The following is an 18,337-nucleotide window of genomic DNA, read 5'->3' on the forward strand; positions in this document are numbered from 1 at the left end:
GGTAACACGGGCGCTACCGGCGCCACTGGTATAGGAGCTACTGGACCTACCGGGCCTACTGGACCTAGCTTCCCTGTAGCAACAATTGTTGTAACAAACAACATTCAACAAACAGTACTACAATTTAATAACTTTATTTTCAGTACTGCAATTAACGTAAACAATATTATCTTTAATGGCACAGATACAGTTACAGTTATCAACGGTGGTATTTATGTCATTAGCGTATCCATCTCTACAACTGCACCAGGATGCGCTCCTCTTGGAGTAGGCATTTCAATAAATGGAGCAGTCGCAACTGATAACTTCTCTTCAAATTTAATAGGCGACTCACTTTCATTCACTACAATCGAAACGTTAAGAGCTGGCGCAAACATTTCTGTCCAATCTACTCTTAACGAGATTACGATCCCTGCAACAGGAAACACTAACATTCGCCTTACTGTATTTAGAATTGCTTAAATTTCACTATGTATTGTTTATAGCAAATAAAAAAAGAGCGAGAAACTCGCTCTTTTTTTGTTATGTACAATAATTCATTACTACTCTAATTCAATTGAAACATTTTTTTGTGGTACAAATGTAGAAATTGCATGTTTATAAATAAGCTGTTGCTTACCCTCTGTTTCCAGTAGGACTGTAAAATTATCAAATCCTTTAATTAATCCACGAAGCTGGAAACCATTTAATAAGTACAGCGTAACAAACGTATTTTCTTTACGGAGTTGATTTAAAAACTGATCTTGAATATTGATTGATTGCTTCATGTCGAATCCTCCTCTTTTTCTCTACTTACTATTATTCGACTTTAGTTGTAACTTTCCTTCTATGTATCGTAAAATTTCTGACGTTTTTTCACCGCCTGTAACATCAAACCACGTGACATCCATCTTATTACGGAACCACGTTAATTGACGCTTTGCATAACGACGTGAATTCGTCTTTAATTGTGATACCGCTTCTTCTAAAGAGACACGATCCTCAAAATAATCATATATCTCTTTATACCCAATCGCTTGAATAGATTGACAATCTCGTATCCCTCTATTATACAATCCTTCTACTTCTTCTAATAACCCTTGGTCCATCATTATATCAACTCGTAAGTTAATGCGATCGTATAGCATTTCTCGATCCATTGTCAAGCCAATCAAGGAAACATCGTATAATAACTCGTTTTCTTGTTTTTCAAGTTGATCACTCATTTTTTCACCCGTCGTGTGGAAAATTTCTAACGCTCTAATGACACGACGTACATTATTTGCATGAATACGCTCAGCACTTTCTGGGTCTACTTCTTGTAATTTCTTATGTACATATTCCACACCACGTTCTAATGCTAACTTTTCCATTTGTTCTCGGTATATAGTATCGCCAGCATCATCCGTAAACTGATAATCGAATAAAACAGATTGTATATACAGACCAGTTCCACCAACGATAATTGGCAATTTACCACGCTCTGTAATCTCTCGAATATGCTTACGAACACGTTCTTGAAATTCGGCAACAGAAAATGATTCTTCTGGATTTTTTATATCGACCATATAATGCGGAATTCCATCCATTTCTTCTTTTGTCACCTTTGCAGTTCCAATATCCATCGTACGATAAATCTGCATGGAATCTCCACTTATAATTTCACCATTCAACGCTTTGGCAAGATCAATACTTAACTTCGTCTTTCCAACAGCAGTTGGTCCAATGATGACAGCAACTTTTTCACGTTGCACTTCTCCCATATCATTCAACTCTCTTTATGTAATGTACTCCATCTATTGATTATATCCAATCTTACCAATTTTAACGGCATGATTGCAAGTTCTTTCATTCCGGTACATGAAATTACAAATAAAAAAGAACATAGTTTGTCCAATTCCGCATATACATGATTAAAAATACCTTCGAGAGGATGAGTTGACTATGAAACAATCCACCATCAATTTTTCATCTTTAACAAAAGACCTTATTTTAGCTACTGCTACAAAAGAACAAAATTGTTCACAAGAAGAATTATATTTCGCCTTAAATTGTTTGCTACGTTCTTTTCATTCTACTCTCCAAGAAACAACATTACATCCAGAAAATAAAAATACAGAGTATATACAAAATCAATTTTGCAGTGCCTATAAAATTATTACAGGTAAAACTATTTATCCTTTTCAATAACCCATAAAAGGCGGTTGCTTACATACTTTCAAGCAACCGCCTTTTATATTAATACATATACACTATTTGATCACTTTCACTTTTACAGATTTGCGCCCCCAGCTATCGGCACTACCATCTGAACCGACTAATACATCAATACGATTTCCTTTAATCGCACCACCAGTATCTCCAGCAATTGCTTCTCCATATCCTTCTACCCATACTTTTGATCCAAGCGGAATTACTTTAGGATCAACAGCAATTACTTTCATATTCGGATTTGCTGTTAAATCATGCCCCATTGCAGTTAATACACGACCACCATACGTACCATTCTCACTTGGATGCGCTGTATACGCTGTCGCTTCTACTGTTATTTCACGTCCACCAGCAGGTGCACTTGTTTCAGTAGATTTCGTAACTTGTTTCGTAGTTGACTGCTGTTTTGCCACAGGTTTACTTGATTCTACATTTTTAACAGACTCTTTGTTCTTAACTACTTTATTATTTTTAACCGGCGTATTTACTCTTACTGGCGCCTCTTCTTGCGTTACAACTTCTTTCTTTTCAATTACAGGTACCGTCCCTGTTAAAAATGGCATGTGAACATATCCCGTTTTTCCATTATAGTCAAATTGTAACCATTCATTTTGAACTTGATTTGTCGTTTCAATTACATCATCTTTATTCAGTTTACCAAGAATTTCAGAGTCAGTATTCGCTCCAGCACGAACATTTAACACGCCCGCCGTTACATAATATGTACTTTTTGTAAATTCAGCACTTACAAACGCTTCTTTACCATTTAATTTAATTTTTGCCCATCCGTTTTCTGTATTTATAACATCTAATTTATTTCCACTTAACATTTTACCTACAAGCTTTGACTCTACAGTTGGGTTTTCTCTAACATTTAATACGTCTGTTGTTACAATCGTTTCTGCTTTCGCAGAACCTGCAAAAATCCCAAGACCAAAAACTGCCGCCGTTGCTATACCTAATAATTTTTTCATGAATAGCCTCCATTTGCTTTGTTTTCGTATTTTCATTATAGCAACAGATTTTTAGGATTTTTAGAAATCACACAATTACAAACCATTCGTAATACACGATTAATGAGTTGTAACATAAATTTCCATATTAATGAATTCCATTTCTAATAGAATCCCCAATAGTTTTCATATATTTTCCACATACTAGCCCAAAATTTTTTCCAGAAAAAATTACAGTATTACTTTTTTGTTACAAAAAAAACATATTTCATTACATCTTTTACCAAAATTCATCATTCTCCAATTATTAATCTCCTTTTTTGTAATAAAAAAGAGCAGCTAATAAAAGCTACTCCTTTTTCATGTGTTATTTAACTTTCTTTTTCCAAATCCCCATCATAAGAGCTGAAATAACTGTCCCTATGAATATCGAGAAAATATATAACACCGGTTTATTTACTAATGCGATAACAAACAATCCACCATGCGGTGCTGGTAACGTAATTTGGAATAACATAGATAATGCACCCGCAACACTTGAACCAACAACACAACTTACTATTACTCGAATCGGATCTGCAGCTGCAAATGGAATCGCACCTTCTGTAATAAACGATGCTCCCATAATATAATTTGTTAAACCAGATTTACGTTCTGCTTCAGTAAATTTTGATTTAAAGAAAGTAGTTGCGAATGCAATCGCTAATGGTGGTACCATACCACCGGCCATAACAGCAGAGTGCACGCCAAAGTTCTGCGCTTCTATTGCAGCAATACCAAATGTAAATGCAGCTTTATTAATTGGACCACCCATATCAATTGCCATCATACCACCTAATATAAGACCTAGTAATATAGCATTTGTACCGTTCAAACCATTTAACCATCCTGTTAACATTTCATTCAATGCTACTACAGGCGGAATTACTACTTTTTGCATAACAACTCCTGTAATCAACAATCCAAAGACCGGATATAACAATACAGGTTTAATTCCTTCTAACTGTGCTGGTAATCCTGAAAACAATTTTTTCAATCCTAAAACAACATACCCAGCTAAGAAACCAGCAATTAATCCCCCTAAAAATCCAGCATTCGCATGTGCAGCTAAAAATCCACCTACAACACCAGGCATGAAACCAGGGCGATCAGCAATAGAACTTGCAATAAATCCAGCTAAAATTGGTACGAGGAATAAAAACGCACCTGTTTTGCCTCCACCAATAGACATTAACAATTCAGCCAATGGTCCTTCTGCTTTTATGCCACCAATCCAAAATGCTAGTGCAATTAAAATTCCTCCACCAACAACGAATGGAAGCATATTACTTACACCGTTCATTAAGTGCTTATAAATTCCTAACCCTTTTTCTTTCTCTGTACTTTCTGTCTTCCCATCTTCCTTTATTCCTTTAAAGATTGGCGCGTCTTGTTTTACAGCTCGATTAAGAAGCGCTTCCGTTTTTCTAATCCCATCAGCGACTGGCACTTGAATGACATGTTTCCCAGCAAAACGGTTCATTTCTACTTGTTTATCTGCGGCAACGATAATAACTGTTGCTCGTTCAATGTCCTCTTTCGTTAAAGCGTTTTTTATACCTGTTGATCCATTCGTTTCAACTTTAATCGCTATTCCTAGCTCTGCTGCTTTTGCTTTCAAGCTATCCGCAGCCATATAAGTGTGAGCGATTCCAGTTGGACAAGCCGTAACTGCTAATACGTACGGTTCATTTCCTTCTGGTTTTGCAACCTCAATGTCTTCTTCTTCTTTTTCATTCTCTTTTTCATCAAATAAACGAAGAAGTTCCTCTTCATCCTTTGCTTCTAACAATTGCTTACGAAATCCTTCATCCATTAATAATGTAGATAGGCGCGATAACGTTTCTAAATGAGTATTATTCGCCCCTTCGCTCGCAGCAATCATAAAGAATAAATGTGCAGGCTGCCCATCAAGCGATTCATAGTTGATACCGCTTACACTTCTACCAAAACAAATCGCTGGTTGCTTAACAGCTTTTGTTTTCGCATGAGGTATTGCAATCCCTTCCCCTATTCCAGTCGTACTTTGTGACTCCCGCTTTAAAATAGCTTCTTTAAATTCCGCTTTGCTATTTAAACGATTTGCGCCGTCTAATTTCTCAACTAATTCATCTATGACAGCTTCTTTATTTGAAGCTGTCAAATTCATAATAACTGTATCCCTTTTTAATAGTTCTGTAATTTTCATATGTTGTTTCCCCCTATCGCTTAGTTACAATTACTTGCGACAATAATTCTTCTACTTTTTCCTTTTCACATAAATCAGCTGAAAATGCCGTTGCACTCCCTGTTGCAACGCCATATTGAAATGCCTTTTCAATATCTTTTGTCTGTTCATATTTCCCTACAAATCCTGCAACGAGTGAATCTCCGGCCCCAACCGAATTAATTACAACACCTTTTGGAACAGTTGCTTCATATATACCTTCTGCCGTAAATAATAAAGCCCCATCTCCAGCCATTGATACGATAACATGCTCTACACCTTGTTCAACTAATTTTCTTCCATACGGTAAAATATCTTCTACTGTTGAAATCTCTACTCCGAATAACTCACCAAGTTCATGATGATTAGGCTTTATTAAAAATGGCTTATTTTTAATTACATGATGCAGTGCACTACCACTTGCATCGACTACTACGCGAATGCCTTTTTCAGCTCCGAACGCTGCGATTGATTCATAAAAAGTAGTTGGGATAGACGCCGGTAAACTTCCAGCTAGTACAACACAATCTCCCTGCCTCATACTTTCAATTTGTTTCATTAATTGTTCAAATTGCCCATTTGTCACACTAGGACCTTGTCCATTTAATTCTGTCTCTTCTTGCCCTTTTATTTTCACATTAATTCGAGAATCTCCATCTACTTGAACAAAGTTTGTTGTTACACCTTCCGCCTGTAATACATCTTTAATAAATCGACCGGTAAATCCACCAGTAAATCCAAGCGCTACATTTTCAACACCTAAACGATGAAGAACGCGAGAAACGTTAATGCCTTTCCCTCCAGGAAATTTCATATCTTTCTCTGCTCGATTTACTGCGCCTAAATCGAAGGAATTAACTTGTACTACATAATCAATAGATGGGTTTAAAGTAACTGTATAGATCATTATTTATCAGCCTCAATTACATTGGTTTGTCTTTTATATTTTTCTAAATCAATTTCTAAATGGTTTGTAATAATATTTGCTTCTTCAACATTGGCAATTTTCGCAAACGCAACTTCTGAAAACTTACTTTCATCAATTAAGAAATATCCTTCGTTCGCAAATGTTAATGCCATTTGTTTTAAAAGTGCCTCTTCTGGATCTGGAGTTGTAAAACCAAGCTGTTCATGCACACCATTTGCTCCTAAAAAACATTTATCAAAACGGTACTTCTGCATGCTTTCCTGTGCCATAGCACCAATTAAAGCTTTCGTCCTACTTTTCATCATTCCGCCTAGTAAATACGCACGAATATTATTTTCAACTAAAGCTTCAATATGCATAAGTCCATTCGTAACGACAGTAACATCTTTATTTATTAAAAATGGGATCATTTCAAATGTTGTACTTCCTGCATCTAAATAAATGCAATCACCTTGTTCAACAATGCTAGCCGCATAGTTAGCAATTTGTTGTTTTATTTGAATGTTTTTGGATGATTTTTCAACCATCGTTGGCTCTTGTCCTTTTCCTGTTAAAACAGCAGCACCACCATGAACTCTTTTTAATAACCTTTGCTTTTCCAATTGCGCTAAATCACGACGAATTGTTGATTCAGAGCTTTCTGTTCTTTCCACTAATTGCTGTAATTTAACAACCTTCTGCTCTTTTACAAGTTGCAATATCATTTGATGACGTTCAGGAGTTAACATTTTATTCACCTCTTCTTTGATTACAGTATAATGAAAACGATCACAAAAATCAACCATAAACATTCAAAAATAACCAAAACCAGTCACAAACAGTTATAAACAACAAAAAAGAAACCCATTTGATTGTTATATCAAATGGGTTTCTTTGCTTGATTCACTTATAAAGAAGCTTTATATATGCTTAAAACATCGTCTTTATTTAATTTTTTAAAGTTACCAAATTCGCCATAAGCCATTGCTTTATCCGCCATTAAATAAATTTCATTTTCCCCAATAGCGTAATCAGCTAATGTTACCGGCGCCTCAATTGAAGTCCAAAATTGACGTAACGCCTCAATTCCTTCTAACGCAACTTCTCGATCAGTTTTCCCATCTGTTTCTACATGGAATACACGAATAGCGAACTGTTTAAAACGACTTACATTTTCATCTAGAACATGCTTCATCCAGTTCGGGAATAAAATCGCAAGGCCACCCCCGTGTGGTATATCATGAACCGCAGAAACTGCGTGCTCAATATTGTGAGTTGCCCAGTCTCCTTTTACTCCCATCGCTAAAATGCCGTTTAACGCCATAGTACCGCAATATAAAATGGTTTCTCTATGCTCATAATTTTCTAAATCACTTAAAAGCTTAGGAGCGGTTTCAATTACTGTTTTTAATACAGATTCACAATAACGATCTTGTAGTTCTGTATTTGTTCCGTGGTGGAAATACTGCTCTAATACGTGCGACATAATATCTACCATACCGTAAATTGTTTGGTCTTTCGGTACAGACGCAGTATGGACTGGATCTAAAATTGAAAACTGCGGGAAAGTAACTGGGCTACCCCAGCCATATTTTTCATTCGTTTCCCAGTTTGTAATGACAGAACCAGCATTCATTTCAGAGCCTGTCGCTGCAAGAGTAAGCACCGTACCAAATGGTAACGCCTCACTAGCAAATGCTTTTTTCGTTACAATATCCCATACATCTCCATCATATTTGCTACCAGCAGCAATTGCCTTCGTACAGTCGATCACACTTCCTCCGCCAACTGCTAAAATAAATTCAACACCATTATCTTTACAAATTTGAATTCCTTTCCTTACAGTTGATACACGAGGATTCGGTTCAACGCCTGTCAATTCAAATACTTCTGCATTTATATCTTTTAAAATAGAAATTACATTATCATAAATACCGTTTCTTTTAATACTGCCTCCCCCGTATACGAGAAGAACTTTTTTACCGAACTGTGGAATTTCAGTTTTCAACTGTTCTAACTGCCCTTTACCGAAAATAAGTTTCGTTGGATTACGAAATACAAAATTTTGCATATTCCTTTACCATCCCTTCTATATGAAAAGCAACTATACTTTTGTATACCATATTTTTTTCATTTCACAAAAATATTTGCCTAACAAAAAAATCCCAGCCTACAGGCTGAGATTTTTTATTGGTAATAAGGTGAGATCATTAAGTAAACAATAACACCAGATAAACTTACATATAACCAAATCGGCATCGTCCAACGTACAATTTTACGATGACGTGTTAATTGATTTGTAAAACCAAATACAAGTGCAAACAATGCAAGTGGTACAATAATTGCTGCAAGGATAATATGTGTAATTAAAATAATGAAGTACACATATTTAATGAATCCTTCTCCACCAAAATGTGTTGCCGGCGCCAAGTAATGATACGATAAATAAGAAACACAAAATAGCAACGTCGTTGTAAATGCTGCCAGGATAAAACCGCGGTGCATTTTCACATTTTTCTTAATAATAGAGTATAAAGCTGCTAATAAGAATACGAACGTAAAGCTATTAAAAATTGCATTTAACATTGGTAAAATTGTTACATCAAAATGTACTTCTCCTTCATAGCCAACAGGTCCAAAGAACAAAAATAAAATAATCGCATTTACAATTACAGAAAGCGTTATCACAATAGGAGCATAGCTTTTCTGATTAGTTGATTGATCCACCAAAATGGTCACTCCTCTTCCTTCAAATATGTATACGTAACCTCACTATTTTAACATATTATTCACAGTGTAAATGTGACAATAGTTTGACACAGTAAGACAGAGCATAGAAAAAAATCCTTCTTAATAAAACTTCTTAAGAAGGATTTTATCGCTTTATTATTTAAATAGCAATGTAATTAGTTTTTGTTAAAAAACGTATTGCTATATGCTTGATAAATTTCAGACACTTGATATCCCATTAAAGAAATTGCTGTTAATGAAAAGAAACCAATCATAAGAAATCGAAACCACATATAAATCTCCTCCTTGTATTTAGCTTAAAAAGCAGTCGCTATATTACAAGTTGAATGGCACTCTTCATCGTCACTTTCCTTTTTCTTTACAATTGCTGTTATAAATTGAATCATAAAGAAAATCACAAAAGGAAATTGTTCGTAATTTACCTTGGCATAGTTTGGCAACGGCTCGCGCTGCACATCGAACGGAGATGAGAAGGAATAGAACATACCTTGCTCTTCCATATATACAATTACAATTTTCATACAAAACATTATTCCTAGAAATGAAACAATATCTTGCCATTCTGTCGTATATAACAAGTTATACAGCTCTAGTACGTACTCTTCCATCGTCATCCCCCCTTCCTTTTTTACCATTTTGCTCGCCTTCATATAAAAAGTCAAGAAAAAAGTTTATATTCACTATGACAATAGTAATTACTTGTTTCTATGATTATATATGATTCTTTTATAGCAATGATTGGGTGTAACTCTCTTCTAAAACAAGAAATTAAAATCGAACAGATTCCTCATTCTTGCTTTTAGGATTCAATAATGTACTATTTTTATTTCTATTAAAAATAAAATAAGAAATTATTATAAGAACAGTAACAAGCATTGTTAAAAGCGCTTGTGAACGTAAAGATTCAATTGCGAGCATGGCAACTAAAACTGCTATAATCGCAGTAATTGTAACATATGTTACATATGGAAAAAGCCACATTTTGACTTTCAAATTTTGTTGTTCCGCTTTCCCCATTTTTTTACGTATCTTGAAATGTGAAACCGCTATAACGAGATAAACGAGTAACGCAATCCCGCCAGATGCATTCACTAAAAATAAAAATACTTTATCTGGAGATATGTAACTAAAAACAACTCCAATGTAAGCAAAGAAAGTTCCAAATAAAACCGCCCGAACTGGAACACCACTACTATTCAATTTCAAAAATGCCTTTGGCGCGTCTCCTCTTTCTGCCATTGAAAAAAGCATTCTTGAGTTCGTATATAAACCCGAATTTAAACAAGAAAGTACAGCTGTTAAAACGATAAAGTTCATAATTTGTGCTGCCGCTGGTATCCCTATATGTTCCAGCACCGCCACAAACGGGCTTTTTAGTATGTTCGCTGAATTCCACGGAAGGAGTGTAACAACTACAGCGATCGATCCAATAAAAAATACGAGAATACGCCAAATTACACTATTTGTTGCTGTTTTTACTGCTTTTACAGGTTCGGCAGACTCTCCAGCGGCTACTGCGACAATCTCTGATCCCATAAATGAAAATATAACGACGGTAATTCCAAGTAGCACCGAACTTATACCATTTGGCATAAATCCTCCTTGCCCTACTAAATTCGAAGTGCCAGGTGCTTCCGTTCCTGGTACAAACCCTAAAATAACAGCGAGTCCAAGACAAAGGAACAAAACAATACTTATTACTTTAATAAATGAAAACCAATATTCAAACTCTCCAAATGATTTCACCGAAAAAACATTCGTCAATGTTAATAAAATCGTTAATATTAAGCTTAATAACCAGAGCGGGATTTCTGGAATCCAATATTGAATAATACCAGCACCTGCTGTAGCTTCTATCGCAATAACAATTACCCAGAAAAACCAATATAGCCACCCAATTGTATAACCGGCCCATGGACCAATTGCTTCTCTTGCATATGTTGCAAATGAACCACTTGTCGGGTTAATAGCTGCCATTTCCCCTAGCATTCTCATAACGAAAATGACTAGAAGTCCTGCTAATGCATATGAAACGATAGAACCTGGTCCGGCTGAATGCACAACCGCACCGCTTCCAACAAACAAACCAGCTCCTATTACGCCACCAATGGAAATCATTGTAATGTGGCGTATTTTGAGGTCTTTCTTAAGATTTTTATCCAACTCTTGTACATCCCCTTCCAAACTTAATTTTGAAATTTACCCCGCATTAACGGGCAGTAAGACCCCCACCTCAAAATTCAGCGGAAGCAAAGAAGTTAGGTGGGAATCTACTGCCCGTAAAAGCCCGATTGGTGAGGGCTGATAATCAGCGGGGATGAACAAAGCCCCACTGATTAAAGTTTCACTTTATGTAAGAGTATTATGCGAAAAATCTTGTCCTATACTTTAAAATATATCAAAATATTCTGAATTTAACAATCGTAATTCGATCTCCTCCAAAAATTATTACATTAGGTTTAATAATTTTCCATACACAATTGTTGAGAAAATTATAGTCACCTTACAAAAGATCGAATTTTCAGATATCATAAAATAAACAAGATTATACATCTAGACAACTTTTTGTATAGGAGTGTTGATATGTTAAACAAGTTCAAATTTATTTGTTGTACGTTAGTAATTTTCTTACTGCTACCGCTAGCTCCCTTCCAAGCACAAGCTGCAAACAATTTAGGATCAAAATTACTCGTTGGATACTGGCATAACTTCGACAACGGTACTGGCATTATTAAATTAAGAGACGTTTCACCAAAATGGGATGTAATCAATGTATCTTTCGGTGAAACTGGTGGTGATCGTTCCACTGTTGAATTTTCTCCTGTGTATGGTACAGATGCAGAGTTTAAATCAGATATTTCTTATTTAAAAAGTAAAGGTAAGAAAATAGTTCTTTCAATAGGTGGACAAAATGGGGTCGTTTTACTTCCTGACAATGCGGCTAAGCAACGTTTTATTAATTCCCTACAATCTCTGATCGATAAATATGGTTTTGATGGAATAGATATTGACCTTGAATCAGGTATTTACTTAAACGGAAATGACACTAATTTTAAAAACCCAACTACTCCTCAAATCGTAAATCTTATCTCAGCTATTCGAACAATCTCAGATCATTACGGTCCAGATTTTTTATTAAGCATGGCTCCTGAAACAGCTTATGTTCAAGGTGGTTATAGCGCATACGGAAGCATCTGGGGTGCTTATTTACCGATTATTTTCGGAGTAAAAGACAAACTAACATACATTCACGTTCAACACTACAACGCTGGTAGCGGGATTGGAATGGACGGTAATAACTACAATCAAGGTACTGCAGACTACGAAGTCGCTATGGCAGATATGCTCTTACATGGTTTTCCTGTAGGTGGTAATACAAATAACATTTTCCCAGCTCTTCGTTCGGATCAAGTCATGATTGGACTTCCTGCAGCACCAGCGGCCGCTCCAAGTGGCGGATATATTTCTCCAACTGAAATGAAAAAAGCTTTAGATTATATCATTAAAGGAATTCCTTTCGGAGGAAAGTATAAACTTTCAAATCAGAGTGGCTACCCTGCATTCCGCGGCCTAATGTCTTGGTCTATTAATGATGCAAAAAATTCTTTTCCATCTCTACATAACTATTTACAATACTTAAAAGTAATTTGCCACGAAACCATTTCGTTATATAAACTTTCCAATTCTTTATGCCATGTTTCTACCATAGAAATTCCCCTTTCCTTTTTAACACTTTAAATAAAAATCACATAACATTCTGTATTTACCCAATAAAAAAAGAGAACTTTCTCTGAAAGTCCTGTTACTACTCTAAAATAGTCTAGTTGCTATTTTGCTTTAACACAAATACTGAAAGTTCAGGTACACTCCAAAATCTAACAGGCATTCGTGTTGTCCCAATACCACGATTTACGTATAAATGTAACGACTTATTCTTCCCTTCTAATTCATACATACCTTCAACATGACTCTCAGCTAATTTTGTAGTAATTAATGGACCTATAAAAGGAATTTGAACTTGTCCTCCGTGACTATGTCCTGACATTTGAAAATCAACTGGGTAACGAGCTACTTTGTCTACAATATCCGGCTCATGTACTAAGAGCATATTAAAATCTTGTTGCCTTACTTGTTTTAAAGTCGCGTCTATTTTCGGATTCCCTAATAAAAAATCATCCAAACCTGATATTGTAATATATTTGCCATTTTCTGCATTAATTTTATGCACTTCATTTACTAACACAGAGAAACCAGCTTCCTCCATATACTTTTTATAAAATAAACTACCTCCCCCGCCCCTATCATGATTCCCAAACACTGCATATTTCCCTAAGGGCGCATGTATTTTCTGTAAAATACTTTTCGCTTCTTCTCTTTCCGCCTTATACGATCCAAACTTATCTATTAAATCCCCTGTAAAAACTACTACATCTGGATGTAATGCATTCATCTTCTCTACCAAATTTTCTAGTTGTTTCAATGTAAATTCTGGCCCTAAATGCACATCTGAGAATTGTAATATCTTTTTGTTATTAAACTCTTTAGGAATTGTAGAAGCTTCTATTTCATTCCACGTAACTGTTACTAGTTTTCGTTCTATTTCTGTCGCATAGAAATACAAACTTATTGAAATCACTACTATACTTATGAAACTGATTATACATATCTTGACGATTGATTTTTTTTGTTCTTTTTTTACATGATTCGTATTCATGTTCTCACCTCTAGAAGTACTTTAAAGCCTTATTGTTACATTAATGTGACAACATGAACAATGTTAGCTATATCCAATTCTATCCTCATTCACTTTGACAAATTTATACAGAAGTCATAACATATTTTTATAATACATAGATTCTTAAAAATGTTCCTTCTATTCATTCTATCATTTTATTAAGGAGAGATTATTCATGTCTGTATTTACACCAGAAGAAATTACGGAACTTGCTGCGAATTCCGGTAGAAAAAAAGCTCATTTATCATTACTCCCTATGCTAATTCTCGGTTTTTTTGGTGGTGCTTTCATAGCATTAGGGTATTTACTCGATATTCATGTTATTGGAACAATGCCAAAATCTTGGGGATCATTTACTAGTTTTCTAGGTGCCGCTGTATTTCCTATCGGTCTTATACTCGTTATTCTTGCAGGCGGTGAGTTAGTAACTGGCAATATGATGACCGTTTCAATGGCGTGGCTTCACAAAAAAATCGACTTATTTCACTTCATCCGAAATTTAGTTATTGTTACGTTTAGCAACTTCATAGGTGCTGTATTCGTTGCTTATTTTTTCGGTCATATCGTCGGATTAACAGAAGGCGCTTTTTTAGCGAAAACAGTTTCTATTGCGCAAGCTAAACTTCAAGATACACCACTACAAGCCTTCATTTCTGCAATCGGATGTAATTGGCTCGTTTGTTTAGCTGTTTGGCTTAGTATGGGAAGTAAAGAATTTATCGGAAAGATTATCGGCATTTGGTTCCCAGTTATGACTTTTGTTGCGATTGGATTTCAACACGTTGTAGCCAATATGTTTGTTATCCCAGCTGCAATTTTTGCCGGTCATTTAACTTGGATTGAATATTTTCCAAACTTCATTTTTGTTTTCTTTGGAAACTTAGTAGGAGGTATGTTATTTGTAGCATTACCTTATTTCATATCCTATAATAAGAAACTCCCTTCCAATAAAGAGCAAACTGCATTAAAGAAAAAATCTGTATCCGCTTAAATTGAATGTCTATAAAGTGGCTCTCAAAAATATTACAAATTTCATTTTTTTTACGAATATATGTGCGTACACTTGTTCTCGAATGTTTTATACGTTATAATAACAACTTAAATAGCATTATTTACATATGAGGTGAAAAACATGAACAAAACAGAATTAATCAAAAACGTAGCACAAAATGCTGAGATTTCTCAAAAAGAAGCTACTGTAGTTTTACAAACTGTAGTAGAATCAATCACTAACACTTTAGCTGCTGGTGAGAAAGTACAACTTATCGGATTCGGTACATTCGAAGTTCGCGAAAGAGCTGCTCGTACAGGCCGTAACCCACAAACTGGTGAAGAAATGCAAATCGCAGCTTCTAAAGTACCTGCTTTCAAAGCTGGTAAAGAACTAAAAGAAGCTGTAAAATAATGAAAAATAGCCTTCTCGTTTATGAGAAGGCTATTTTTTTCATTACATAATTAATAAAAATCTGACCATTATGCTGTTTCTTTTGTTCCTTTATGCAAATAAAACCGTTACTTTCAAAGAAAGGTTTTGCTGTAATACTCGCCTCTGTATATATCTCCCTATGACCCAAGCTTACTGCTTCTTTTTCTAACTTCTGTAGTATGTAGGAAGCTATCCCTTTTCCTTGATAATCTTTATGCGTAAATAAGCGATCCACGTAATGATCATCATTATAATCCCCAAATCCCACGATCACACCGTTATGATCCGCTACATAACTAATATTCTTTTCTAAAGACTTTAACCAGCTTTCTCTATCTAGTCGATCTGGTGCCCATGCCTGTAGCTGTAACACGTTATAATCTTTTGCATTAATTGTATGAACTGTTTCATAGAACAACTGTAATACTTGTTCTAAATCCTCCTTATGGAATGTTCTAATGATCGTATCTTTTAACATATATGAACCTCCTTACTAAACTATCATTTAACTTGTCTACCATCTAGTATTCAATATTTCTGCTTTATTATATCTTTTTTCTTTCTATATAAACAAAAAACAATACTTATTTCAAAGTATTGTTTTTCGTTTAAAAGCATATGCAATTACTCTCTAGATTTTTATTTTTTTAATTTCACTCTTTGTAATCGTAATGCATTTAATACAACGGATACAGAACTAAATGCCATAGCCGCTCCTGCAACCCAAGGTGCTAAGAAACCGAACGCCGCAATCGGGATTCCTAATCCGTTATAAGCTAGTGCCCAGAATAAATTTTGCTTAATATTTCTTATCGTCATCTTACTCATAAAGATTGCATCAGCAATACTATTTAAATCCCCACGGATTAACGTAATATCTGCCGCTTCCATCGCTACATCCGTTCCTGTTCCAATTGCCATACCGATATCCGCCGTAGCAAGAGCAGGAGCATCATTTATTCCATCTCCAACCATTGCTACTTTCTTACCTTGTGCTTGGAGTTTTTTCACTTCTTCTGCTTTTCCTTCTGGTAATACTTCTGCAATTACGTGATCAATACCAACTTGCTTAGCGATTGCCTGAGCAGTTTGTGTGTTATCTCCTGTGATCATAACAACGTCTAGACCCATTTTCTTAAGTCTTGCGATAGCTGCTTTTGAAGTATCTTTTACAGTATCTGCAACGGCCACTATACCAGCATATTCTTTATTGATCGCAATAAGCATTGCTGTTTTTCCTTCTCGTTCTAGCTCTTCCATAGATTTAGAAACTTCTTCAATATCAATATCGAATTTCTTCATTAATCGACGTGTACCAATTAATAATTGTTTCCCTTCTACAACTGATTCGATACCGAATCCTGGAATCGCTTCAAACATTTCTGAACTTGGGATTTCAATTTTCTTTTCTTTAATTCCTTCTACAATCGCTTCTGCAAGTGGATGTTCAGAATTTTTTTCTGCCGCACCTACTAAACGTAGTATTTCTTCTTCGTGGAATCCATCTGCTACAATTACATCTGTTAGCACCGGCTTCCCGTTTGTCACTGTACCTGTTTTATCTAAAATAACTGTATCTAATCGGTGCGTTGCTTCTAAATGCTCCCCGCCTTTAAATAAAATACCATACTCTGCTGATCTTCCTGATCCCGCCATAATAGATGTAGGTGTCGCAAGACCTAATGCACATGGACAAGCGATAACAAGTACGGCTATCATTTTCTCAAGTGCTCCGCCAAAATCACCAGGTGTAACAAATAGCATCCACACTGCAAATGTGATAATAGCAATCACAACTACAACCGGTACGAAAATACCTGAAATTTGATCAGCTACCCTTTGAATAGGAGCTTTTGAACCTTGCGCCTCTTCTACTACTTTAATAATTTGAGCTAATGCAGTATCTCTTCCTACCTTAGTTGCTTTCACTTTTAAAAATCCGTTTTTATTTATTGTAGAACCGATTACTACATCCCCAATTGTTTTATCAACTGGAATACTCTCACCTGTTAACATCGATTCATCTATTGCTGACTTTCCTTCTACAATTTCCCCATCTACCGGGATTTTTTCACCAGGTTTTACATAAACGATATCACCAGCTACCACTTCTTCGATTAAAATTTTTATTTCTGTTCCATCTCGTAAAACAGTAGCGGTTTTCGCCTGTAATCCCATTAATTTTTTAATTGCTTCTGACGAGCGTCCCTTTGCTTTCGCCTCAAATAATTTACCTAAAATAATTAATGTAATAAGTACTGCACTCGTTTCAAAATACAAGTCTGTTATATGTTCAGAAGAACCAATCGACCTAATACTTAAATACACACTATAGAAATACGCTGCAGACGTTCCAAGTGCAACGAGAACATCCATATTGGCACTTTTATTTCGTAACGCTTTATAAGCTCCAACATAAAACTGCCCACCAATGATAAACTGAACCGGAGTTGCAAGAGCTAGCTGCACCCAAGGGTTCATAAGCATATCAGGTAAATAAATAAACGATGTAAATGAGAAATGACTTACCATTGCCCACAGTAACGGGAATGATAAAATAAACGAAATAATAAATTTCTTCTTTTGTCGCTCAATTTCTTGTAAGCGATGATCAGTTGATCCATTTTGCTCATCTGATTTCACTTCCAATTTATAGCCTAATTTCGTAATTGCACTCTTCATTTCATTTACATGAATTTCATCAGGATTAAAATCTACTGTAGCCGATTCCAAAGCGAAATTTACTGTCGCTCCGTTCACACCTTCTAATTTATTTAAGCGCTTTTCTACTCTATTCGCACATGCCGCGCATGTCATCCCTGAAACAGTAAACTCAGCTTTATCACTTACAATTCCATACCCTAGCGATTCAACTTTTTGCTTAAATTGTTGCGGATTTGTTTTTTGGGGATCATACATTATTTTTGTTTTTTCAAGTGCAAAATTTACATTTGCATCATGAACACCTTCTACTTTTTTCAAGCCTTTTTCAATTCTATTCGCACATGCCGCACATGTCATTCCTGATATTTGAAGATTGGCCTCTTTTTGTTCATTCATGTCTCTCACCTCTATATACCCTTATGAGGTATAATTATTAGCAAAATAAATCGTACTTCCTATAAAGTAC

The 18,337-nt window shown here is 35.5% G+C and carries 17 protein-coding genes and 1 pseudogene; 5 read left to right on the forward strand and 13 right to left on the reverse strand.

Going from position 1 to position 18,337, the window contains the following annotated elements; translation table 11 throughout:
• The coding region (locus DN392_RS22925; RefSeq protein ID WP_149238108.1) for a Gly-Xaa-Xaa repeat protein at window positions 1-462 on the forward strand (462 nt) is incomplete at its 5' end.
• Window positions 463-542: 80 nt separating this feature from the next.
• Here DN392_RS22925 and hfq read toward each other — a convergent pair.
• Both hfq and miaA read right to left on the reverse strand, forming a co-directional pair.
• Window positions 543-767: an RNA chaperone Hfq gene (gene hfq, locus DN392_RS22930; protein WP_000813896.1), complete on the reverse strand. Its 225-nt coding sequence runs from the start codon at window positions 765-767 to the stop codon at window positions 543-545.
• A gap of 21 nt (window positions 768-788) precedes the next feature.
• Window positions 789-1,742, reverse strand: a complete 954-nt coding sequence (gene miaA, locus DN392_RS22935; RefSeq protein WP_000504945.1) for a tRNA (adenosine(37)-N6)-dimethylallyltransferase MiaA — start codon at window positions 1,740-1,742, stop codon at window positions 789-791.
• Between the two features lie 181 nt (window positions 1,743-1,923).
• Here miaA and DN392_RS22940 point away from each other — a divergent pair, with 181 nt between their 5' ends.
• Window positions 1,924-2,169: a hypothetical protein gene (locus DN392_RS22940; RefSeq protein ID WP_000814419.1), complete on the forward strand. Its 246-nt coding sequence runs from the start codon at window positions 1,924-1,926 to the stop codon at window positions 2,167-2,169.
• A 62-nt stretch (window positions 2,170-2,231) separates the two neighbouring features.
• Here the strand turns inward: DN392_RS22940 and entD are convergent, their stop codons facing one another.
• From entD to gabP, 8 genes are all read right to left on the reverse strand, one after another.
• A complete protein-coding gene (entD, locus tag DN392_RS22945; protein WP_000734618.1) occupies window positions 2,232-3,164 on the reverse strand; it encodes a cell wall-binding protein EntD in 933 nt (310 codons plus the stop codon).
• Between the two features lie 346 nt (window positions 3,165-3,510).
• Entirely contained in the window at window positions 3,511-5,370 is a 1,860-nt protein-coding gene (locus tag DN392_RS22950) for a PTS fructose transporter subunit IIABC (protein ID WP_088321636.1), read from the reverse strand.
• 13 nt (window positions 5,371-5,383) lie between these two features.
• Window positions 5,384-6,295 (reverse strand): 1-phosphofructokinase, encoded by a 912-nt coding sequence (gene pfkB, locus DN392_RS22955; RefSeq protein ID WP_000640837.1) that lies wholly within the window; start codon window positions 6,293-6,295, stop codon window positions 5,384-5,386.
• A complete protein-coding gene (locus DN392_RS22960; protein ID WP_000957283.1) occupies window positions 6,295-7,044 on the reverse strand; it encodes a DeoR/GlpR family DNA-binding transcription regulator in 750 nt (249 codons plus the stop codon). The genes pfkB and DN392_RS22960 overlap by 1 nt, the downstream gene beginning before the upstream one ends.
• 158 nt (window positions 7,045-7,202) lie before the next feature.
• Window positions 7,203-8,366, reverse strand: a complete 1,164-nt coding sequence (locus DN392_RS22965) for an iron-containing alcohol dehydrogenase (RefSeq protein WP_048565634.1) — start codon at window positions 8,364-8,366, stop codon at window positions 7,203-7,205.
• A 116-nt stretch (window positions 8,367-8,482) separates the two neighbouring features.
• Window positions 8,483-9,025, reverse strand: a complete 543-nt coding sequence (locus DN392_RS22970; RefSeq protein WP_000228316.1) for a DUF420 domain-containing protein — start codon at window positions 9,023-9,025, stop codon at window positions 8,483-8,485.
• A gap of 317 nt (window positions 9,026-9,342) precedes the next feature.
• Window positions 9,343-9,681, reverse strand: coding sequence for a hypothetical protein (locus DN392_RS22975; RefSeq protein WP_074651352.1), 339 nt, complete (start codon window positions 9,679-9,681; stop codon window positions 9,343-9,345).
• 133 nt (window positions 9,682-9,814) lie between these two features.
• Window positions 9,815-11,209, reverse strand: coding sequence for a GABA permease (gene gabP, locus DN392_RS22980; RefSeq protein ID WP_000360103.1), 1,395 nt, complete (start codon window positions 11,207-11,209; stop codon window positions 9,815-9,817).
• Window positions 11,210-11,629: 420 nt separating this feature from the next.
• On the opposite strand from gabP, the pseudogene DN392_RS22985 reads away from it, so the two are divergent.
• Window positions 11,630-12,721, forward strand: a pseudogene (locus DN392_RS22985) (chitinase); the annotation flags it as partial.
• Window positions 12,722-12,866: 145 nt separating this feature from the next.
• Here DN392_RS22985 and DN392_RS22990 read toward each other — a convergent pair.
• Window positions 12,867-13,760 carry a metallophosphoesterase gene (locus DN392_RS22990; RefSeq protein ID WP_001095328.1) on the reverse strand — a complete coding sequence of 298 codons (894 nt, stop codon included), beginning with the start codon at window positions 13,758-13,760 and terminating at the stop codon, window positions 12,867-12,869.
• A 196-nt stretch (window positions 13,761-13,956) separates the two neighbouring features.
• Between DN392_RS22990 and DN392_RS22995 the strand changes: the two genes are divergently transcribed.
• Window positions 13,957-14,772: a formate/nitrite transporter family protein gene (locus DN392_RS22995; protein WP_000110532.1), complete on the forward strand. Its 816-nt coding sequence runs from the start codon at window positions 13,957-13,959 to the stop codon at window positions 14,770-14,772.
• Window positions 14,773-14,913: 141 nt separating this feature from the next.
• Window positions 14,914-15,186 (forward strand): HU family DNA-binding protein, encoded by a 273-nt coding sequence (locus DN392_RS23000; protein WP_001043902.1) that lies wholly within the window; start codon window positions 14,914-14,916, stop codon window positions 15,184-15,186.
• A gap of 19 nt (window positions 15,187-15,205) precedes the next feature.
• Here the strand turns inward: DN392_RS23000 and DN392_RS23005 are convergent, their stop codons facing one another.
• Both DN392_RS23005 and DN392_RS23010 read right to left on the reverse strand, forming a co-directional pair.
• Window positions 15,206-15,685, reverse strand: coding sequence for a GNAT family N-acetyltransferase (locus DN392_RS23005; protein ID WP_000910418.1), 480 nt, complete (start codon window positions 15,683-15,685; stop codon window positions 15,206-15,208).
• A gap of 161 nt (window positions 15,686-15,846) precedes the next feature.
• Complete coding sequence (locus tag DN392_RS23010) at window positions 15,847-18,267, reverse strand: heavy metal translocating P-type ATPase (protein WP_088321361.1); 2,421 nt, start codon at window positions 18,265-18,267, stop codon at window positions 15,847-15,849.
• Window positions 18,268-18,337 lie beyond the last annotated feature (70 nt).

It is taken from the genome of Bacillus sp. BB51/4 (assembly GCF_008368845.1).
Taxonomy (GTDB): Bacteria; Bacillota; Bacilli; order Bacillales; family Bacillaceae_G; genus Bacillus_A; species Bacillus_A wiedmannii.